Raw genomic sequence first — 21,048 nt, 5'->3', positions numbered from 1 at the left:
ATGACATTGACTCAATGCTGCTATTGTACGTCAGCTAGAGGCAGAACAAAATCCCACAGTTTGTAAGGTTATGCCGACATTTGATTTTTCGATGGCGTCTATCTAGTCAATTAGCTAAACAATGATTCACATCACAAATTTTATCGGTACAATAGTCCTAAGTGAGCACGTTTAAAAACGATAACCTAAGACCATGGAGAGATACTAATGGCTTTCGAATTACCCGCATTACCATATGCAAAGAACGCACTAGAACCACACATTTCTCAAGAAACCATTGAATACCACTACGGCAAGCATCACAACACTTATGTTGTTAAGCTAAACGGCTTAATCGAAGGAACGGATTTCGCTGGTAAATCTTTAGAAGATATCATCAAAACTTCTACGGGTGGCGTATTCAATAACGCAGCTCAAGTGTGGAACCACACTTTCTACTGGAACTGCCTAGCACCAAATGCTGGCGGCGAGCCAACTGGCCCAGTTGCTGATGCAATCAATGCTGTTTTCGGTTCATTCGACGCATTCAAAGCCCAATTTACTGATTCAGCAGTAAACAACTTCGGTAGCGCTTGGACATGGTTAGTGAAAAAAGCCGATGGCACACTTGCTATCGTTAACACTAGCAATGCTGCAACGCCACTGACTGACAGCACAGTCACGCCAATCATGACTGTGGATGTGTGGGAACACGCTTACTACATCGATTACCGTAACGTGCGTCCAGACTACCTTGCCCACTTCTGGCAATTAGTTAACTGGGACTTCGTTAACCAAAACTTCGCTGGTTAATTCATTTAACCTATCGTTGTTGACTGCCTAAATGAGCAGTGAGTTAATCCCAGTAAAAAGAGCCCTAGTGGCTCTTTTTTTATACCCCTCGTTTACCGTCCATCCCTTATCCCACCGATTTATCCTCCGCTAACTACAAGTGCAATAATTGCGTTTGCAACTATTTGTTATTGTTTTTATTTGATATTTTTTGACACAGATAGTGAGTTTATGTCTAAGATTAGAGTAGGAGGCTGGTTAGCCAGTTATCCGTTCCATGACATCACTGGCGTTTCAGGGGGTTTATATGGGCATTTTCGAGCATTACCAAAAGCGCTACGAACAAAAACTCGATGAAGAATATTCTTTGCAAGAGTTTCTGGATATCTGCAAAGGAGATCGCAGCGCTTACATGTCAGCATCTGAGCGACTACTGCTTGCAATCGGTGAAGCAGAAGTCATTGATACCGCAAAAAATCCAACACTTAGCCGTATTTTTTCGAATCGACTTATTTCACGCTATCCCGCATTTAAAGACTTCTTCGGCATGGAAGATGCCATAGAGCAAATCGTGGCTTATCTAAAGCACTCGGCACAAGGATTAGAAGAATCCAAACAAATTTTATACCTACTGGGCCCAGTGGGCGGCGGTAAGTCATCGCTCGCCGAAAAACTCAAAGCCCTGATGCAAAAAGTGCCCATTTACATTCTGAGCGCAAATGGGGTACGTAGCCCTGTCAACGATCATCCTTTCTGTCTGTTTGATTTAGAAGAAGATGGTCAACTGCTAAAAGATGAATTCAACATTCCCAACCGCTATCTTAAAACCATCATGTCGCCTTGGGCGGTAAAACGTCTGCATGAGTTTGGTGGCGATATCTCTAAATTTCGTGTGGTAAAAGTCTTCCCATCGATTCTGGACCAAGTGGCGATAGCGAAAACTGAACCCGGAGATGAAAATAACCAAGATATTTCATCCCTCGTCGGTAAAGTGGATATTCGTCAGCTCGAGCATTTCTCCCAAGATGATGCCGATGCTTACGCTTATTCGGGTGCTTTATGCCGCGCCAACCAAGGGGTAATGGAATTCGTTGAGATGTTCAAAGCACCGATTAAAGTGCTGCACCCGCTACTGACTGCAACGCAAGAAGGTAACTATAACGGCACAGAAGGCTTATCGGCCCTGCCCTATAGCGGGATTATTCTGGCTCACTCAAACGAGTCTGAGTGGTCAACCTTCAAAAACAACAAAAACAACGAAGCCTTCCTCGACCGTGTTTACATAGTCAAAGTGCCCTACTGTTTACGGGTCTCAGAAGAACTGCAAATTTATCAAAAACTGCTGATAAACTCTGAGTTATCAAAAGCGCCCTGCGCGCCTGGCACCTTAGAAACCTTAGCGCAATTTAGTGTGCTGTCGCGCATCAAGCCACCTGAAAACTCCTCCATCTACTCTAAGATGCGGGTGTATGACGGTGAAAGCCTGAAAGATACCGATCCTAAGGCTAAGTCTTACCAAGAATACCGTGATTACGCGGGTGTCGATGAAGGCATGAATGGGCTATCCACCCGTTTCGCCTTTAAGATTTTGTCGCGGGTATTTAACTTTGACCATTCAGAGATCGCCGCCAACCCAGTGCATTTATTCTATGTGCTCGAACGACAAATTGAACAAGAACAGTTCCCCGGCGATACCGCCGAACGTTATCTTGAATTCCTAAAAGGCTATTTGATCCCTAAATATGTGGAGTTTATCGGTAAAGAAATTCAAACCGCTTACTTAGAGTCTTACTCTGAATACGGCCAAAATATCTTCGACCGCTATGTCACCTACGCCGATTTTTGGATCCAAGATCAAGAATACCGCGACCCAGAAACAGGTCAGCTATTCGACCGCGCCGCCCTCAATGCTGAACTTGAGAAAATTGAGAAGCCCGCGGGGATCAGCAATCCTAAAGATTTCCGTAATGAAATCGTCAACTTTGTGCTGCGCGCCCGCGCTAACCATGAGGGTAATAATCCGCTCTGGACCAGCTACGAGAAACTACGCACTGTGATCGAGAAGAAAATGTTCTCCAACACAGAAGATTTACTGCCTGTAATTTCCTTTAACGCCAAAACATCGAACGACGATCAACGTAAACACGATGATTTCGTCAATCGTATGATGGAGAAAGGTTATACCAAAAAACAAGTCCGACTCTTGTCTGAGTGGTATTTACGGGTTCGTAAATCTTCTTAAACTTGCGCTAACTAAGTACAGGGCTTTGGTGTTGCCAAAGCCTTCGCTGGGTTTTGGGAGGTGCGTATGGCGAACTTTATCGATAGACGGTTGAATGCGAAAGGAAAAAGCACAGTAAACCGCCAACGCTTTATCAATAGATATAAGCAACAAATTAAAAAAGCCGTCAGCGATGCAGTGACTCGCCGCAGCGTAACGGATGTAGATAAAGGCGAAAAAATCAGTATTCCCACTCGGGATATCAGTGAACCTATGTTTCACCAAGGCAAAGGCGGTGTCAGGGACAGAGTGCATCCCGGTAATGACCAATTTACCCGTGGCGATAAAATTGATCGGCCACTCGGTGGTTCAGGCGGCGGTTCGGGTAAAGGCGAGGCCTCAAACTCGGGTGAAGGCGACGATGACTTTGTGTTCGAAATCTCTAAAGACGAGTATCTAGAGTTATTGTTTGAGGACTTAGAACTCCCCAATCTACAAAAAAACCGCCTTAATAAACTGGTGGAATACCAAATCTACCGTGCGGGATTCACCAATGATGGCGTCCCCGCTAACATCAATATTGTCCGTTCATTACGCTCATCACTGGCACGTCGCATTGCGATGTCGGCAAGTAAAAAGAAACTATTAAAAGAGTTAGAACAAGAACTTGCCGAGCTGGAAAATATTCCAGGCACTAAGGCCGAGTTGATTTTGGATTTAAAAGCCCAAATTGAGGAGTTAAAACAAAAAATTGCCAGAGTGCCGTTTATCGATACCTTCGATCTGCGCTTTAATAACTATGCCAAACGAGAAATCCCTTCTAGCCAAGCTGTGATGTTCTGCTTGATGGATGTGTCTGGTTCTATGGATCAGGCAACTAAAGATATGGCAAAACGCTTCTATATCTTGCTGTATCTGTTCCTCACCCGTACCTATAAAAACTTAGAAGTGGTCTATATTCGTCACCATACCCAAGCTAAAGAAGTCGATGAACATGAGTTCTTCTACTCCCAGGAAACGGGTGGCACTATAGTATCGAGTGCATTGAAATTAATGCATGAAATTCAACAAGCCCGTTACCCCGCCGATGAATGGAATATCTACGCAGCCCAAGCATCCGACGGTGATAACTGGGCCGACGATTCACCTACCTGTAGGCAATTGTTAGAACAAAAAATCTTGCCACTGGTACGCAACTACAGCTACATCGAAATCACCAATCGCGCCCATCAAACCCTGTGGCGTGAATATGAATCCCTGCAACAGCATTACGACAACATCGCCGTGCAGCATATACGTCAAGCCGAAGATATTTACCCTGTCTTTAGGGAGCTATTCAAGAAACAAGCGGTTTAAGGGGGCACTATGGGGATAACTAAATCAACACCTTGGACACCACTGAGCGATGGTCCCGACTGGAGCTTCGAGCTACTGCAGGACTATCTCAAGGAAATTGAACGGGTAGCGGCACTGTATAAGCTCAGCACTTACCCAAATCAAATTGAAGTCATCACTGCTGAGCAGATGATGGATGCTTATGCGGGCATAGGTATGCCCATAGGTTACACCCATTGGTCCTTTGGCAAACGTTTTATCGAAACCGAGCAAGGTTATAAACGCGGGCAAATGGGGCTCGCCTACGAGATAGTCATTAACTCTAATCCTTGTATTGCCTATCTTATGGAGGAAAACACTATCACAATGCAAGCACTGGTGATCGCCCATGCTTGTTTCGGACATAATAGTTTCTTTAAAAACAATTACTTATTTAAAACATGGACAGATGCGAGCTCGATTATTGACTACCTAGTGTTTGCTAAAAACTACATCAGTAATTGCGAACAAAAATACGGTGTAGAGCAGGTCGAAAGTGTCATAGATTCCTGCCATGCGCTGATGAACTATGGTGTAGATCGCTATAAACGCCCCTCTGAAATATCATTCCGAGAAGAACAAGCAAGACAAAAAGATCGCGAAGCGTACCTACAAAGCCAAGTAAATGATTTATGGCGCACTATACCCAACCAACACCAAGAACTGTCTCAAACAAAAAAACGTCGTTTCCCCGCAGAACCGCAGGAAAACATCTTATATTTCATCGAGAAAAATGCCCCTTTACTTGAACCATGGCAAAGAGAAATAATCCGTATTGTGCGTAAAATGGCGCAATATTTTTATCCACAAAAACAAACTCAAGTGATGAACGAAGGCTGGGCCACCTTCTGGCACTACACAATTTTGAATCACTTGTACGACGATGGTGTGGTCACTGATCGCTTTATGATGGAGTTTTTGCAAAGCCACACAGGTGTGGTTGCCCAACCCGACTACAACAGTCGTTATTACAGTGGCATCAATCCCTATGCTTTAGGTTTTGCCATGTTCACCGACATTCGACGTATTTGTGAAAATCCAACCGAAGAAGATAAAGCTTGGTTTCCCGACATTGCCGGCAGCAATTGGGTCGAAACCTTACACTTTGCAATGCAAAACTTTAAAGACGAAAGCTTTATTAGCCAATATCTTTCACCTAAAGTTATCCGCCAATTTAAATTGTTTGGTATCCATGATGATGAGAAGCGCAATTATCTGTCGGTATCGGCCATTCACGATGAACAAGGTTATCAAGATATTCGCCAGTTATTATCGCAGCAATATAACTTGTCGAACATTGAACCAAATATCCAAGTGCATAATGTGGAGATAAACGGTGATCGTTCCTTAACCTTACGCTATGTGCCAAATAACGATATTCCCTTAGCCAGCAGCCATAAAGAAGTATTAAAGCATTTACATAGATTATGGGGTTTTACTGTCACCTTAGAGCAAAAGAATGCGGATGCGAGTATTACCGTATTAGCATCCTGCCCTGAAGTGGCTAAAGCAGAATAATAAGCCTAATAAAAAAGCCGTTTCCATTGGAAACGGCTTTTGTGTATTTATCGCTATTTTAATGCGACATCAATAACCGCAATTAATTGTCCTGTGCAATAGACGCGGGCATATCATCACGTAATTGTAACCACATCTTACCGCTGTTCATGCCATAGGTGCGCATCAGCGCTGGGACGTCGAGATAATTTTTCGCTTGAGCCAGTAACTCTAACTCTTTATAAAAATTCAAAGCCAATAATCGCGCATCAGAACTGGTGAAATAATAGCGACCGACTCGGCTATACAATCCCTTAAATCCATTTAATATCAATACGTAAAGTGGATTCCCGGAGGAGAAAGCTAAGGTATGATGCAATAAATAGTCGAATTCGGCATAGGATTCAGCCGTATCTTCAAGCTGATGAATTTTGGCGAGCACATTCACAGCCGTGTCTGGGTTATAACGCAGGGCACCGCGGAAATAGATAGCACTGACGTTAGTACGGGCCGACAAGAGTTGGTCAACCAATACCGGAAATCCTTCAGGATTAAGATCGGCAATCGTCTCAAGAATGTTTAAGCCCGAGGTTTCCCAGAAATTGTTCACTCGCGTTGGTTTACCGTGTTGGATTTTCAACCATCCGTCACGGGCTAAGCGCTGTAGCACTTCACGCAGAGTGGTGCGAGTCACACCGATCAATTCCGAAAGCTCACGTTCAGCCGGTAAAATGGACCCTGGAGGAAATTTATTATCCCAAATGGATCTCACAATATACTTCTCTGCAAAACTTGCAGGTCCTTTGGCATTGATAATCATCAGCCCACTTATCCAGTTGTTGTGCGTCGTAATGGTCACTGATCATACCAGAGCGGTAAAAAATGGAAACCATTGACTTAAATTCACTGTGTTATCGCCGTGTAAATGTCACACAATCGCTCAAAAAAACGACCAAGATCAAGGCAACAAACGCCAATTTTGCCGATTAGCTCCGCTTTTTGAAATGTGGGTATCAGTATCTCATTACATTAGCTTTCTCTTTAGGCTAGACTGATTTAACAAACGCAGGTATTGATATTAAACACGTGCAATTTTTAACATAATTAGAAGAGAGGCTGCCATGCCGGCGACAATGAGTCAGGCGTTTATTGGGAACTTCTTAGGAAATTCTCCTAAGTGGTACAAAACCGCAATACTGTCATTTTTAATTATCAATCCACTACTCTTTTTCTATGTCGACCCCTTCGTGGCCGGCTGGGTATTGGTGCTTGAATTTATTTTTACCTTAGCAATGGCATTAAAATGTTATCCATTACAGCCTGGCGGATTATTAGCGATTGAAGCTGTCGCAATTGGCATGACATCGGCAAGCCAAGTCTTGCATGAAATAGAAGCCAACCTCGAAGTATTATTACTCTTGGTATTTATGGTCGCTGGTATTTATTTCATGAAGCAGTTGCTGTTATTTGGCTTCACGAAAATTATCACCAAAGTCCGCTCTAAAATTTTAGTTTCGTTAATGTTTTGTTTGGCATCAGCGTTTTTATCGGCCTTCTTAGATGCATTAACCGTTATTGCCGTGATTATCGCAGTCGCTGTGGGTTTCTATTCTATTTACCACAAGGTCGCTTCTGGAAAAGATTTCGGCGCCGATCACGATCATACCTCCGAAGGGAAAAACGCTGCGGGTGAAGATATATTGAACGAAGAAGAACTCGGTGCATTCCGTGGTTTCCTTCGTAATTTGTTGATGCATGCGGGTGTGGGTACTGCACTCGGCGGCGTATGCACTATGGTAGGCGAGCCACAGAACCTCATCATTGCCGCACAGGCCAATTGGCAGTTCGGTGAATTCGCCGTACGTATGTCACCGGTTACTGTTCCGGTATTGATTTCAGGTATCTTAACCTGCTACTTAGTTGAAAAATTTGGCATTTTTGGTTATGGCGCTAAATTACCAACGGCCGTGCATCGGATCTTATGTGAATATGCCGCCCATGAAGATGCCCGTCGAACCAACAAAGACAACATGAAGTTAATCGTCCAAGCGATAGTGGGTGTCTGGTTAATAGCGGGGCTTGCCTTACACTTAGCTTCTGTGGGCTTAATTGGTCTTTCTGTGATTATTTTGACCACAGCCTTTAACGGCGTCACCGATGAACATGCCCTTGGTAAAGCCTTCGAAGAAGCACTGCCTTTTACCGCGTTATTAGCAGTGTTCTTTGCGGTAGTTGGCGTGATTATCGATCAACACTTATTCGCCCCCGTTATCCAATGGGCACTGAGTTATGAAGGCAATACCCAGTTAGTGATTTTCTACATCGCCAACGGATTACTGTCTATGGTGAGTGACAACGTGTTCGTCGGCACTGTGTATATCAACGAAGTGAAGGCTGCATTGATTAACGGCCAAATCACCCGTGATCAATTCGACTTACTGGCCGTTGCGATTAATACTGGGACTAACTTGCCTTCGGTGGCGACACCTAATGGTCAAGCCGCGTTCTTGTTCTTACTAACATCAGCCTTAGCGCCGCTTATCCGCTTGTCCTATGGCAGAATGGTTTGGATGGCATTGCCCTACACTATAGTGCTATCCATTGTGGGCGTTATGGCGATTGAAACGGGATTCTTAGAGCAAGCTACTCAATATTTCTATGATTCCCATACAATCATCCATCACAGTGCAAAAGAAGTATTAGGCACAGTGTCTGGACATTAAACTTCTCTATTGACTGAACTTTATTTAATAAGTAGAGTCAAAAAAACGCCCCATGTCTGAGGGCGTTTTTTGTTGATATGGAGCTCACTTTGACTGTCATTACTCGCTTTGCCCATTCCCGTTCGTCTTGGTTTATTCTCGCAGGCACAGCCCTCGGCTTAGAGTTAAGCGCACTGTATTTTCAACATATAATGAAACTCGATCCCTGTGTTATGTGTATTTATCAAAGACTTGCTGTATTTGGTATATTAGCTGCGGGCCTTATCGGCATGACAGCGCCAAAATATCGCATAGTAAGGATTCTCGCGGCTATTATTTGGGCCATCAGTGCAACTTGGGGATTAAAGCTAGCGCTATCGCTGGTAGACATGCAAACCAACCCATCGCCTTTCTCAACGTGTTCATTCTTACCTGAATTCCCCGCTTGGATGCCATTACACGAATGGTTCCCTTCCATTATGATGCCTACGGGCATGTGTACTGATGTGCCTTGGGTCTTTATGGGTGTGACGATGGCCGAATGGATGGTAGTGGCTTTCAGTGGCTTCCTAGTGGCTTGGTTACTCTTTATTGTGCCTATCCTGAGTGGTTCAAATAAACCTTCTCTTTATAAATAACCCGTTTGAGATGAGGCAGGGATCAACCCTGCCTTTAATTAACAATTTTATTCACAGTTTACGACTGATTCCCGCCGCTTATCCCATTCAATCGCCGCAACTTAAACATCTGCTCATAGCAAAACAGCGAGAACGCGCTACACTGGCTCAATGAAAAGGTGATGATTTGGTAACTGGTGATTATGGGAAAAAGTTCGACATCTGAGCCACATACAGCCTTAACCCAATGGCAAAACAGTTTGCCGTTCAAATTTAGCCTTATCCAACTTGTCATTGCCGCAATTTTGATTTGCAGCACAGCTTGGGTCATTCTCAGCATTCAACGCCAACAAGTGCTTGATCAACAAGCCGTATTAAACCAGAACTATGGCCAATTAATCATAGCCAAACTGCAGGAAATGACTTCACAGGTCGAAACCGTTGTCGGTTCAATTTCCAGTATTGCAAAACTTTACCGCTATGATCATGAGCAACTGGTGAAAACCATCCCCAGCCTGCTGACGCTCGCTAACCAACAACGCATCATTTCTGGTGGCGGCGTATGGCCCGAACCCGGCGCGTTTAATCAACAAAAATTTCGCGATAGCCTATTCTGGGCCCACAATGTCAACGATGAATTAGTTGCCATTGATAGCTATAACAAGGACACGTTTCCGAGTTATCACACCGAAGAATGGTATCGCCCGACACGCTATTTCCCCGCTGGCAAAATTTTCTGGTCAAAGTCTTATTTCGACCCCACCACCCATGAGTCCATGATCACGGCTTCAGGTGCTATGTGGATGGACCATCAATTTATTGGTGCAGCAACCGTAGATATCAGTTTAGAAAAACTCAATGCCCTATTACGCAATGTGATGGTGGATGTTAGGGGTTATGTCATTGCCTTAGATCATCAAAATCAAGTACTCGCCTATCCCCATGGCGATAACAATCTTCAGCATCAAGCTAATACCAGCCACACCTTTGTCACTTTTAATCATCTCGCTAACCAACAGCCAGACTTCAGTCCCATCGAAGCGGCATTACACAATGCGGATAAGGCATTTATCGCAGAAGCCGTGGCTGAGCGCGTCTTTACCCAAGAACAGATGCAGCATTTGACTCGGCTAAGTCATCAAGATGAACGCGATATGTTAGCCGCCATCGTCAATAACAATGCCTTAAACCATTTTACCACCCCCAAATTACTGACTTCAGTAACCTTAGCCCATGATCCCATTCTAAAAACAGCGTCTCTGGTTTCGGTATTTTTAATGCCTAATACCTATTGGAAAGTACTAGTTGTCACCCCAATTTCGCCACTGCAAGATACCGCCAAACACTTAGTTGAAAAGGTCGGTATTTATTTAGTGTGTATCCAGCTTTTAGGCTTAATCCTATTATTCTTGCTCCAACATAGGTTGTTTATTACCCCGATTATTGAAATCGTCCAAGCCTTAAAACGTAACGATTCCGCCTCAATTGAACTTAAAGCTAAAAACAGCCAAGATGAAATTGGCTTATTAGCCAAGACATTCCTGTCGCGCACGCAACAACTTGAAGTGGCCATGGCGAGTTTAGATGCCAGTAATCTTGCCCTAGAACAACAATTGCAGAGCCAAAACCTGTTCCAACTTGAATTAAAACGCCATAAGGAACAACTAAGGGCTTTACTGAAATTTTCCCAAAATCTTATCTATATCAAAGATCTGCACGGCAAATATATTTTAGTGAATGACAAGTATTGCGAAATCTTAGGTATAGAACGCAGACGCATAATTGGCGCCTCGGATTTCGAGGTATTTCCTAGCCAATTTGCCCACGAGTATCAACAAAACGATCAACGCGTACTGCACAATAACGAAGCCATCAATTTTGAAGAAGCCATTCCCTCACCACTGGGGAATCTTATGTATATCGTGACCAAATTTAAGATCAAAGATGATGACGATACTGTGATTGCGGTCGGCGCTATCGCCTTTGATATCACCTTGAAAAAAATTAAAGAGCAGGAACAGGAGAAATTACTCTTAGGACAAGTTGAGACGCTCAATCATCTACAAGAGCAAGTTCGCCTTATCAATCAACATAATAATGAGCTTTACCAAGAGCAAGAAGCATTAACTAAAATGCTCGAAAAGCATCATCAACTCAATCTCAGCCGTGAACAAAGCCAACAGTTAATGCAAAACTTCTTAGCTGAAATGATGACTCAGGTCATGCATGAGCAAGACCAGCTACTCGCCAAAGTTTGCCAACTGCAACAAACGAACGAGACAAATTACAGCACTCAGATCACCGAAGTCATGGTAACTCAGGCAGAGAAATTGCGGCATATTGCTCAGCTGCTGACCAATCATCAAAACGATATTCGTCCATTGCATCTGGCGCAATTTATGCGTCATTTACTAGGTTTACTAAAAGTGCAATTAGCGAAAGCAAACGTAGAAATTGTGCTCAATTGTGAGGAAAACATCATCATAGATGGCCCAGCTTGGCAATATCTGCAGCTCTTCTATCGCTTAATCACTAACACTTTGAATCATGCTTTTAAGACTCACAACGAACAGCGTGAAATCACCATCGCCATCGACAAATCGAACGACGTGCTGCAGATCAGTATTATCGATAATGGCATTGGTATGACACAGGCGCAGCTCACGCAATTGCGACAGGAACTGGAGCAAGAACTCTGTCTCGGGACCTTAACCTGTATCAATTTATGGCTTAAAAACGACTTCAACGGCAGCTTGACCATCAGCAGCCAGTTAAACCAAGGCACACATATACAGTGTCATTGGCCGCTCAACACAAACTTAGCGTCACAATAAAGAGGGTGGCTTACTGATCAAGCCATGCCTTAGCTTGGCTTTGCTCATCGGCAGCAAATACCTTTACAGGGCACGGCAGCATGCAGGCAAGCGCATTGACCATAGCGCTTGTTTGAGCTTGGTTAGCAATCATGACCACTCTTGAGAAATCACTTAAGTGAAATAAGCCAAGTACCGCATCGTCCCACAGGGCAGCGACAGATATACCTTCAAACTCAGGGGAAAACTCGTACCACAGGCGAATACTGGCGTGATCTTGCAGCTTAGCTTCAATGGCGGGAACTAGATAACCTTCCACATCCCCATGATTAACACGACCAGATGCGACAACTGCCAATATGTCATGGGCATGGCCTGAAGAGATCGTTAGCATTGAACACTCCTTATCAATACACGAATAAAATAATGAAAGCTCACACACTAAAGATACACAGACAATGGCATAAATGCAGGAAAAGAGAGTGGGTTATTTTACGTTAAGCCGATTTGAGCGGCTTGCCACTCAAAGCTAAAGCGCCCTTCTGATTAGGCGCTGACTTGTTGTTTAGCGATTTCTTGATCGAACAAATTCTTAATTAAACCGGAAAATTCGGTAATAAATAACGTCTGAGCAGGTGTAGCTTTATGATTGGCAACTGAAGCTAAAATCTCTTCTAAATCATACACAATTGCATCCACTTCGCGGATAATCATGTTGCGCTGCGCGAAAGACAATGACGGATTTTGACCACACACCATAATGATCTGCGCCGACAATTGCTCTTCAAACAATTCCATCACAGTATCGTCTAAAATCACCTCAGAACTTGGTGTTTCAAATAAGCCAAGATGTTCAGTTAAATACTGGACCAAATGCATGTAACCATCTTTATCTGTGACCATTTTTTACCCTTTAAACTCATTAACTTAATATCTAGTGTGGTGCTATTAATACCACAATCGGAAATATCAAAGAAGCCGAAAATTCGGCTTCTCATCGAGATCCAGCATACGCCACTTATTTAACTCTAGCCTATCTTCGATAACTGACGTATTGATCTACACCAATCTTATTGAAGTTACTGAGTTAAGGTTAGTACAAATGACACAGGAACAGCTTGGCTAATGCTCGATAAACCCGCAATTTCACGTAACTTATCAATGCCTGCAACAAGATCAAACTCATTGGCATTCACAATTATCGGCTGAAAACTGTTCACTAACAGCTTTTTATCAGAAACTTTAGTGATAATTACCGAAAAAGTTTTAGTTTGCGATTTACCATGCAATGCAATTTTACCATCAATATCAACGACTTTAGTCTCACCAACGCCGAGATCTTTTAGCATTTTAGTGTCAACTTGAGACGACAGTTTAAGCTCAGGATATAAAGACACTTCGAACAATAAATTCTGCATCCGCTCATCGCGGACATCAATACCAGTGGCGACGCCCATTAACGGAATGGTTAATTCGAATTGACCATCCTCTTTTAGCGTACCTTTGAGCTGTTTAAAGTGATGGACTTCACCAATGTCACCTTTCTTTACCGAAATAAAACTGACTCGCGAGTCTTGATCCATTACTTGCCATTGCGCGGCGCAGCTAAAACTGGCGATCGCCGATAAGGCAACAATTCCCATCCATTTTTTCATCGTATCCGTCCTCAAAAAGTGAGTTTAAAAGCCATGCAGTAAAGCAAATCGACATCTGCAGCAGGCGAAAATAATGCCCAGTTAACCGTGATCCACATCGCATAACTTCAGCTAAAGATACTCTTTTTATCCATTAGCGACCAGTAAACTATACTTCATACTCTAACGAGCCATTTATCTAAGCTATTGGCAAACGCCTGTTTATCCGCTTGGGAAAACGAATCCGGTCCGCCGGTATGCACGCCTGAACCCCGTAAGTCTTCCATAAAATCGCGCATCGTCAGCTTTTGTTTTATGTTATCGACGGTATAAAGCTCGCCACGGGGATTGAGTGCCAAGGCGCCCTTTTCGATGACTAAAGCCGCTAAGGGAATGTCCGCGGTGATCACTAAATGCGTTGGCTCAACATGGTCGACAATGTATTGATCCGCCACATCAAAACCCGCTCCAACGCGAGTTTGGCTGATGTAGGGCGATGGCGGTACGCGGATCATTTGATTAGCCACCAGCACCAGCGGCAAAGCTTTACGCTCCGCCGCACGAAACAGGATTTCTTTGATAGGATTGGGACACGCGTCCGCATCTACCCAAATTTTATAATCACTCAATGTCTTTTAGCTCTGTAATTAGGTTCACAAGCTCAGTTTTATGCCGAGCTATCGTACTATGCACCGTACTAAGGCGCTAAACGATCGATTTCCCACTCGGCATCATGACGGGTATACATAAAACGATCATGCAGCCTATGTTCTCCACCCTGCCAAAATTCGATACTCGAAGGTCTCACTAAGTAACCGCCCCAAAAACTGGGTAAAGGCACATCGCCCTTAGCGAACTTAGCTTTCATTTCGAAGAACTTGCCTTCAAGTACTTGTCTAGCGCTGAGTTTACTCGACTGCTGCGATACCCAAGCCGCAATTTGGCTGTCCTTAGGACGGGTCATAAAGTATTTAAGCACTTCGGCGGTAGACAACGACTGCGCTTCACCAAGCACCGATACTTGCCGCTCTAAAGGATGCCAAGGGAAATGCAAACTGACTTTATTATTGGCGGCAATTTGCTGGGCTTTGCGACTACCAAGGTTAGTAAAAAATACGAAACCTGTGTCATCAAAACGTTTAAGTAACACTACCCGTTGAAAAGGTTGGCCGTGTTCGTCCACAGTCGCCACACACATAGCCGTTGGATCGCTAAGTTCCGCATCCCTCGCCTGCGTCATCCACAGTTCAAACAAGTCCATTGGGTTTTGCGGTAAGTCGGCACGTCTTAAGCCGCCTTTAGCATACTCGCGGCGGATATCACTGAGATCTGTCATGGGGTTTCCTTAAGTAAATGCCAAAAATTTACATGAATTCAGGGATCAGCACTTCAGCATCAAGCTGCTGATAGTGGCTAAAGCGAATATCATAACCTTGCTCAGTCGTTAATGAGCCACGCCCTAAGCATAAATGGGCAGGAAATCCCTGCGTTGAGTCGTTGATATTAAAGCCGATAGTGTCCCAACTGATGGGAGAAAATAGTGCTAATAATCGCCCTAAGAGTTGTTGCGGATACTGGGCTAAATCCAGATTCGTTTCAAAGCTCACATAGGAGCTAGCGCAGGCATTCTCGCTTTGGGGCGTAATATGCAAGGTCACATAATACTTGCCCCAGAGACCGTTCATCGAAAAACCTGATGGATCAAATAAATGGGCGTCAAGCTCAAAGTCTGGGAATAAATCGTTAAGTTCGAGTGCGGCACAAATTTCAGCTTTGCTTTGCGAGCCACCATTTAGATAATCGGCTAGCTCACCACGAATGTGGTACATCAACAGCTCACAGCTTTGATCATCCTTTGGTGCACGATAATCACTATCAGAGCAGAAAAAATAATGGTGATGACTGTCTAAATGCCCCACTCTCATTGCCTTACCCGCGATACGCTGACGCAGCTTGCCAACATCATCAGCAAAACTCGTGGTTTGCAGGTGGGCTTGGTATTCGTTTTTACGCTGATAACTCACCAACGCGATGGCAGGCACGCCAAGCGCGTCGATAAAATAACAGGCGGCGTCCACTAAAGTGCTATTGCCGCAGGTGAGCATGACAAATCTGTCGTGCCAGACAAACAAGCTAGATTCACTCAACAGGTAGGCATCGCAATCAGCATTACTTAACTGCGACAAAATCTCGGCATGGGCACAATTGACTAAGGCTGACCAAAAACTCACATCGAGTTCACGTAAATTCGGCGCAGACGCCGCCACGATGATCTCAAGTTTCTTTTCTGAGCCTTCAAAAAACATCAAATCCTTAACTCCATTAAACGCTATGCGCCCTTGCTGTTGACATCCTTTACGCCGTAATAGCACCCACGGACGATAAATATCGTCCAGAAAGCAAAAATCAGCCTAAGTGACCTTAGGCTGATTTATTTTAACACACTAAATCTTAAGAAAAATATCTTAAGAAAAATCTTCCAAGTAAGTGTAGCCTTTTAGACCAACTTGCAGTTCTTCTAAAATTTGTGCGCGTTCATCTTCGGCAATATGCAGATTCACTAACTCTTCGTAAGTGCGCATAAAGGCCACCGCATCTAAGTTAACGTAACGCAATACGTCAGCGACAGTATCACCCGCCAATACCGATTCAATGTTCGTCACACCGTTATCTTCGATGCGAACAACCGCAGAGTTAGTATCACCAAACAGGTTATGCATATCACCCAAGATTTCTTGGTAGGCACCCACAAGGAAGAAACCAATCAAGTACGGGCTATCCGCACTCCAAGCTGGCACTGGCAATGTGGTTTCAATCCCTTGTCCATCAACGTATTGATCAACAATACCGTCAGAGTCACAGGTGATATCGAGCATCACAGCACGGCGCTCAGGGGCTTTGTCTAAACCCGATAACGGCAATACTGGGAACACTTGGTCAATACCCCAAGCATCCGGTAGTGACTGGAATAATGAGAAGTTAACAAAGAATTTATCGGCTAACTTTTCATTGAGCTCATCAATAATCGGTCTGTGATAACGGTTCTTCGCACTCAATAGCCCTTGCACTTCATGGCACACACGCAGGTTAGCTTGTTCAGCCCACGCACGCTCCGCTAAGCTCAATTGACCTAAAGCGAATAGCGAATGCGCTTCTTGTAAGTCACTTTGGCTATCGTGGTAAATCTCAATCAAGGCGCGTTGATCAGCGCGGCCGCTGATCTCTGACCATGAATGCCACATGTTATGCAATAACTGTGGTGACTCTTCAGCTGGGGCTTGAATATCTTCAGGCTGATAGGCTTCAGTACCAATAACATCGGTGATAAGCACAGCATGGTGCGCGGTTAAGTAACGACCCGATTCTGAAATAATACGTGGCATAGGCTGCTCGTATTCATTACAGATGTCGGTCAATACGTTAACGATATTGTTAGCGTATTCGGTCAGGCCATAGTTCATCGAGTTATTACTTTGGCTACGTGTGCCATCGTAATCCACCGCTAAACCACCGCCGACGTCGAAGCAGTTAACACTTGCGCCTAATTCACGTAATTCACAGTAGAAGCGACCTGCTTCACTCACACCTTGGCGAATATCACGAATGTTGGCGATTTGCGAACCTAAGTGGAAATGCAGTAACTGCAGCGAATCCAGCATGTCGTGTTGCTTAAGTTGTTCAACCACCAGCAAAATTTGTGCTGCTGATAGACCGAACTTAGACTTCTCGCCACCGCTCGCCTGCCATTTACCTTTGCCTTGGAATGCTAAACGCGCACGCAAACCTAAACGCGGTTTAACGCCCAAACGTTTAGATTCAGCTAACACCATTTTCAGTTCAGACAGTTTTTCTAAAACGATGTAAACCTTGTGGCCTAACTTTTCACCAATCAGTGCTAAACGGATATATTCATTATCTTTATAACCATTACATACAATGACTGAACTGGCTTTTTGCGCCATGGCTAACACAGCCATCAGCTCAGGCTTACTGCCCGCTTCTAAACCCAGTTGTGGTACTTCTTTTGATGCCTGACTCGCCAGGATCTCTTCCACCACAGTTTGCTGTTGGTTTACTTTAATCGGGTAAACCAGCAAATAGTCCGCCTGATACTCGTACTTCTGTATCGCTTGGTCGAATGCTTGGCACAAACTGTTCACTCTGTGGTGCAGGATCTGCGGAAAACGAACTAGTACAGGCAAAGCGACGCCCGCTTTAACCATGTCTTTGGCTAGCTCATTTAAGCCAATCTTGTAATCAGGATTTTTTGGGTCCGGTGACACTGTCACCTCACCGTGATCGCTGATCCCATAAAAACCTTGGCTCCAGTGAGTAACATTGTACCCAGCACGAGCATCATCAATAGACCAATCATTCATTATTATTTAGCCCGTCTATTAAAAAATGGGTTAAACGGTTATGACTTAATAGCACAACCGCCCGTTCGACAAACCCAGGCAAAGGGACACCTTACCTGACATACACGAAGGTAGATTTTACCTTCTACTTAATGCCGCAACGTCACGCTAGTGTAAGTGACATTGCCGCGATTTTCATTAATAGCGCAAGAGACAATTCATCTTAACGCACTATATCCTATCATATTGATGAAGAAGCTTATTCCCTTCTCCCAGTAAAGCTATCTTTACTTGCCTCGCTTGCATTTATCTTAAGGCTAAAGGCCGCAAATACCGTCAAAAAGCCGAATGAAGTCCTGAGTCGTATCCTTAAAACATCAAGCTAATAAGCAGCTTAAAGACGTTCGAAAGAAGTTAAGACCTTCAGAAACCGATAACACAAGTAGAAAACGAAAACCGACAACACCGAACTAGCGAAAACGCCAAACCAGCTTATCTCTAGGCAAGATTATTTTAACAGGGGACTATTGGCTTCTTCGCGGCCAGAATTGATGCGGATCAACGTGAGATGCTTAAGGCCAGTATCATCGTATGGCACGACAATCGAGCGTTGGCATTGTGACACTTTTAGGCAAAGTGCAAAAAATGGATGCTTGTGCATTAGCTAATAAAAACCCTCTTAACCCCATGTAATTCGATATGTTGTCAATTACACGGTTAATGACTGCTGAACCATAAAACCTTTACTACTCACGTAATATTTGTAATGTCTCTAACGAGCGAAGTCGTTGAACGGCGCAATTAAACCGCGCAATGTCACAGAATGCAAGCAAGAATCTCATTTAATATTTTGCATTAAAATATAATAAACACCCGCTTAACAACCACCTACTGAGAATTAGCGTTAAGCTGAATAATATTAGCTAGTTAGCGCATGAACGCCGTACTCGTCTGTTCAATATTTTTTAATAGCCTTTGTAACTTTTTTGACATTTATTGCCGCAAATAACCCTTCATTTTGTGTGTCACTTTAGCCCCGCCCACGTGCAGTCATTGGCTAAAGCCTAGCGCTCAATATCACATTGCAAAATTCAGCCCCAATAAGCCATAAACCGAGGCGCAATTCCACCTTAAAACTTAAGACAATCCCAGATACCAATATGAGGTCATTCCTAGTAACAATCCTCATCACTTTTCCAACCACATTTCTTGTCATAGCCCTTACCAACATCCAACTAAACAGCGGTGATGATTAACGGCTGAATCGCCCTAAGATAAAACCCAAAGACAATAATGCTGCAGTTTCAGCACCGAAGTGTATAATCGCAGCCGAATCACATTCCATTATGCACAGAGAGATCCATGGTACAGATAGGTAAAACCTGCAAACTTGAGGTTGTAAAACAAGTCAGCTTTGGCGTGTATTTAAACGCCCACGAATTAGGGCAAGTACTGCTGCCAAACAAAGTCACCCTAAAAGACTGCCAAGTCGGTGATCTGCTTGACGTGTTTCTGTATCTAGATTCTGAAGATATCGTGATTGCCACCACGCGCCGTCCATTGGCACAGGTAGGCGAATTCGCCTACTTAAAAGCCGTTGCAACCGGTCCTTATGGCGCCTTTTTAGACTGGGGCTTAGATAAAGACTTATTGCTGCCCTTTGGTGAGCAACACAAGCCTATCGAAGAAGGTCGCTCTTATCTGGTTTATGTGCACGCTAACCGCGCCGATGAACGCATCATGGCCTCATCAAAAATCGATAAGTTCCTCGATAAGACAGAGCCAGAGTACGCTGTCGGTGAGCAGGTCGATTTATATATCGGCGGCACCACAGATTTAGGCTACAAAGCTATTATTAATCATGCCCATTGGGGCGTGATTTACGAAAACGAAGTGTTCCAAAAACTGCGTTTCGGCCAAAGACTCAAAGGTTTCATCAAACAAGTGCGCCGCGATGGCAAAATTGATCTTGTGCTGCAACAAGGCAGCAAGCAAGAATTAGATAAGCACGCGCACATTATCCTGATCAAACTCAAACAGGCTGGCGGCTTCTTAGCCCTGACTGATAAAACCGATGCTGAAATCATTTACGATCAGCTTGGTATGAGTAAAAAAGCCTTCAAAAAAGCCATAGGTGGCTTATTTAAGAATGGTCAACTGAGTATAGATAATGATGGCCTGCGTTTAACTGAAACAGCAGAATAATCAACTCTGTTCAGTACTTAGCGTTAAATTTGTACAGTTTACCGCCACTAAGGCAAAGTTTGACTGACAACTCCTAGGATATTAAGCATGGCTCTGTTATAAACAAAGCCATGCTTTTTTCTTTGGAGCTTATATGGAACTCACGTTACACGAAGCCAGAGTCATCGGATGCCTGCTTGAGAAAGAAATCACTACCCCAGAGCAATATCCTCTCTCGCTAAACTCATTGACCTTAGCCTGCAATCAAAAAACCAGTCGCGAGCCGGTACTCGAACTCAGCGAAACCCAAGTACAAATTGCCGTCGATTCCCTTAATCGTAAACGTTTGATCAGCGAACAGTCGGGATTTGGTAGCCGCGTCGTGAAATACAAGCACAGATTCTGCAATACCGAATTCAGTGAACTTCAACTGTCCTCCGCCGCACTCGCCATCGTCTGTTTGTTGCTATTACGTGGCCCACAAACGCCAGGAGAACTGCGCACTCGCAGTAATCGCCTACACGAATTTAAAGACGTGATCGAAGTGGAAGATTGCATCCGCCAATTAATGAGCCGCGAAAAACCTTTCTTAAAACAGTTGCCCAGAGAAGCCGGTCGCCGCGAATCCCGTTATGTGGAATTATTCTCTGCCGCCTCGTCGCAGCTCGAAACTGCGCAGCCAGATAATACTCATACTGCCAGCCCTCATACTGCCAGCCAGACTACCAACCATAGTGCCGCCCATGTCGCAGTGTCTTTGGCTGCTGAGCCGCATGAATTAACCCAAAGAGTGACAGAGCTTGAGCAACAGGTGGCTGAACTGACGCAAAAGCTCGATGAGTTAATCGCCTCGTTGAGTTAATCGTCTTATAAAGCT

At 44.1% G+C, this 21,048-nt stretch carries 18 protein-coding genes; 9 read left to right on the top strand and 9 right to left on the bottom strand.

Going from position 1 to position 21,048, the window contains the following annotated elements; genetic code table 11:
- Positions 1-207: 207 nt before the first annotated feature.
- The 4 genes from sodB (at position 208) to AYJ58_RS11730 (ending at position 5,884) form a co-directional block, all read left to right on the top strand.
- Positions 208-792 (top strand): superoxide dismutase [Fe], encoded by a 585-nt coding sequence (gene sodB / locus AYJ58_RS11745; protein WP_106650263.1) that lies wholly within the window; start codon positions 208-210, stop codon positions 790-792.
- Positions 793-1,078: 286 nt separating this feature from the next.
- A complete protein-coding gene (locus AYJ58_RS11740) occupies positions 1,079-3,013 on the top strand; it encodes a PrkA family serine protein kinase (RefSeq protein WP_006086332.1) in 1,935 nt (644 codons plus the stop codon).
- Positions 3,014-3,079: 66 nt separating this feature from the next.
- Entirely contained in the window at positions 3,080-4,348 is a 1,269-nt protein-coding gene (locus AYJ58_RS11735) for a YeaH/YhbH family protein (protein WP_106650262.1), read from the top strand.
- A gap of 9 nt (positions 4,349-4,357) precedes the next feature.
- A complete protein-coding gene (locus AYJ58_RS11730; protein WP_106650261.1) occupies positions 4,358-5,884 on the top strand; it encodes a SpoVR family protein in 1,527 nt (508 codons plus the stop codon).
- Between the two features lie 82 nt (positions 5,885-5,966).
- Here the strand turns inward: AYJ58_RS11730 and fadR are convergent, their stop codons facing one another.
- On the bottom strand, positions 5,967-6,683 hold the full coding sequence (gene fadR / locus AYJ58_RS11725; protein ID WP_106650260.1) for a fatty acid metabolism transcriptional regulator FadR: 717 nt from the start codon (positions 6,681-6,683) through the stop codon (positions 5,967-5,969).
- A gap of 301 nt (positions 6,684-6,984) precedes the next feature.
- On the opposite strand from fadR, the gene nhaB reads away from it, so the two are divergent.
- The 3 genes from nhaB to AYJ58_RS11710 all read left to right on the top strand — a co-directional run bounded on the left by nhaB (position 6,985) and on the right by AYJ58_RS11710 (position 12,016).
- The gene (gene nhaB, locus AYJ58_RS11720; RefSeq protein ID WP_106650259.1) at positions 6,985-8,586 is read left to right on the top strand and encodes a sodium/proton antiporter NhaB; all 1,602 of its coding nucleotides are present in this window, start codon (positions 6,985-6,987) and stop codon (positions 8,584-8,586) included.
- 89 nt (positions 8,587-8,675) lie between these two features.
- Complete coding sequence (dsbB, locus tag AYJ58_RS11715) at positions 8,676-9,203, top strand: disulfide bond formation protein DsbB (protein ID WP_106651810.1); 528 nt, start codon at positions 8,676-8,678, stop codon at positions 9,201-9,203.
- A 182-nt stretch (positions 9,204-9,385) separates the two neighbouring features.
- A complete protein-coding gene (locus AYJ58_RS11710; RefSeq protein ID WP_106650258.1) occupies positions 9,386-12,016 on the top strand; it encodes a PAS domain-containing protein in 2,631 nt (876 codons plus the stop codon).
- 10 nt (positions 12,017-12,026) lie between these two features.
- Here AYJ58_RS11710 and AYJ58_RS11705 read toward each other — a convergent pair whose 3' ends face one another.
- From AYJ58_RS11705 to AYJ58_RS11670, 8 genes are all read right to left on the bottom strand, one after another.
- Entirely contained in the window at positions 12,027-12,389 is a 363-nt protein-coding gene (locus tag AYJ58_RS11705) for an STAS/SEC14 domain-containing protein (protein ID WP_106650257.1), read from the bottom strand.
- Between the two features lie 152 nt (positions 12,390-12,541).
- Positions 12,542-12,898 (bottom strand): DUF3802 family protein, encoded by a 357-nt coding sequence (locus tag AYJ58_RS11700; RefSeq protein ID WP_106650256.1) that lies wholly within the window; start codon positions 12,896-12,898, stop codon positions 12,542-12,544.
- A gap of 176 nt (positions 12,899-13,074) precedes the next feature.
- On the bottom strand, positions 13,075-13,650 hold the full coding sequence (locus tag AYJ58_RS11695; RefSeq protein ID WP_106650255.1) for a YceI family protein: 576 nt from the start codon (positions 13,648-13,650) through the stop codon (positions 13,075-13,077).
- A 155-nt stretch (positions 13,651-13,805) separates the two neighbouring features.
- Positions 13,806-14,258 carry a YaiI/YqxD family protein gene (locus AYJ58_RS11690; protein WP_106650254.1) on the bottom strand — a complete coding sequence of 151 codons (453 nt, stop codon included), beginning with the start codon at positions 14,256-14,258 and terminating at the stop codon, positions 13,806-13,808.
- 68 nt (positions 14,259-14,326) lie between these two features.
- Positions 14,327-14,965: a pyridoxamine 5'-phosphate oxidase gene (gene pdxH, locus AYJ58_RS11685; protein WP_106650253.1), complete on the bottom strand. Its 639-nt coding sequence runs from the start codon at positions 14,963-14,965 to the stop codon at positions 14,327-14,329.
- A 28-nt stretch (positions 14,966-14,993) separates the two neighbouring features.
- On the bottom strand, positions 14,994-15,935 hold the full coding sequence (locus AYJ58_RS11680; RefSeq protein WP_106650252.1) for an adenosylmethionine decarboxylase: 942 nt from the start codon (positions 15,933-15,935) through the stop codon (positions 14,994-14,996).
- A gap of 159 nt (positions 15,936-16,094) precedes the next feature.
- Positions 16,095-18,008: a biosynthetic arginine decarboxylase gene (gene speA, locus AYJ58_RS11675; protein WP_106650251.1), complete on the bottom strand. Its 1,914-nt coding sequence runs from the start codon at positions 18,006-18,008 to the stop codon at positions 16,095-16,097.
- Between the two features lie 487 nt (positions 18,009-18,495).
- Positions 18,496-18,648 (bottom strand): hypothetical protein, encoded by a 153-nt coding sequence (locus tag AYJ58_RS11670; RefSeq protein ID WP_011846564.1) that lies wholly within the window; start codon positions 18,646-18,648, stop codon positions 18,496-18,498.
- A 701-nt stretch (positions 18,649-19,349) separates the two neighbouring features.
- On the opposite strand from AYJ58_RS11670, the gene AYJ58_RS11665 reads away from it, so the two are divergent.
- Complete coding sequence (locus tag AYJ58_RS11665) at positions 19,350-20,192, top strand: CvfB family protein (protein ID WP_106650250.1); 843 nt, start codon at positions 19,350-19,352, stop codon at positions 20,190-20,192.
- A 133-nt stretch (positions 20,193-20,325) separates the two neighbouring features.
- Complete coding sequence (locus AYJ58_RS11660) at positions 20,326-21,033, top strand: YceH family protein (RefSeq protein WP_106650249.1); 708 nt, start codon at positions 20,326-20,328, stop codon at positions 21,031-21,033.
- The last annotated feature ends 15 nt before the right edge of the window (positions 21,034-21,048 follow it).

The organism is Shewanella sp. Pdp11 (assembly GCF_002838165.1).
GTDB lineage: Bacteria > Pseudomonadota > Gammaproteobacteria > Enterobacterales > Shewanellaceae > Shewanella > Shewanella hafniensis.
The sequence above is the reverse complement of the archived record's forward strand: the minus strand, read 5'-3'. Positions and strand labels throughout refer to the sequence as shown.

Bases quoted from the DNA above. Each gene is read 5' to 3' on its own strand.
- speA (WP_106650251.1), bottom strand. From the start codon at position 18,008: ATGAATGATTGGTCTATTGATGATGCTCGTGCTGGGTACAATGTTACT.
- AYJ58_RS11695 (WP_106650255.1), bottom strand. From the start codon at position 13,650: ATGAAAAAATGGATGGGAATTGTTGCCTTATCGGCGATCGCCAGTTTT.
- pdxH (WP_106650253.1), bottom strand. From the start codon at position 14,965: ATGACAGATCTCAGTGATATCCGCCGCGAGTATGCTAAAGGCGGCTTA.
- sodB (WP_106650263.1), top strand. From the start codon at position 208: ATGGCTTTCGAATTACCCGCATTACCATATGCAAAGAACGCACTAGAA.
- AYJ58_RS11665 (WP_106650250.1), top strand. From the start codon at position 19,350: ATGGTACAGATAGGTAAAACCTGCAAACTTGAGGTTGTAAAACAAGTC.
- AYJ58_RS11740 (WP_006086332.1), top strand. From the start codon at position 1,079: ATGGGCATTTTCGAGCATTACCAAAAGCGCTACGAACAAAAACTCGAT.
- AYJ58_RS11705 (WP_106650257.1), bottom strand. From the start codon at position 12,389: ATGCTAACGATCTCTTCAGGCCATGCCCATGACATATTGGCAGTTGTC.
- AYJ58_RS11730 (WP_106650261.1), top strand. From the start codon at position 4,358: ATGGGGATAACTAAATCAACACCTTGGACACCACTGAGCGATGGTCCC.
- AYJ58_RS11670 (WP_011846564.1), bottom strand. From the start codon at position 18,648: ATGCACAAGCATCCATTTTTTGCACTTTGCCTAAAAGTGTCACAATGC.
- AYJ58_RS11660 (WP_106650249.1), top strand. From the start codon at position 20,326: ATGGAACTCACGTTACACGAAGCCAGAGTCATCGGATGCCTGCTTGAG.
- AYJ58_RS11700 (WP_106650256.1), bottom strand. From the start codon at position 12,898: ATGGTCACAGATAAAGATGGTTACATGCATTTGGTCCAGTATTTAACT.
- nhaB (WP_106650259.1), top strand. From the start codon at position 6,985: ATGCCGGCGACAATGAGTCAGGCGTTTATTGGGAACTTCTTAGGAAAT.
- AYJ58_RS11710 (WP_106650258.1), top strand. From the start codon at position 9,386: ATGGGAAAAAGTTCGACATCTGAGCCACATACAGCCTTAACCCAATGG.
- AYJ58_RS11735 (WP_106650262.1), top strand. From the start codon at position 3,080: ATGGCGAACTTTATCGATAGACGGTTGAATGCGAAAGGAAAAAGCACA.
- AYJ58_RS11680 (WP_106650252.1), bottom strand. From the start codon at position 15,935: ATGTTTTTTGAAGGCTCAGAAAAGAAACTTGAGATCATCGTGGCGGCG.
- fadR (WP_106650260.1), bottom strand. From the start codon at position 6,683: ATGATTATCAATGCCAAAGGACCTGCAAGTTTTGCAGAGAAGTATATT.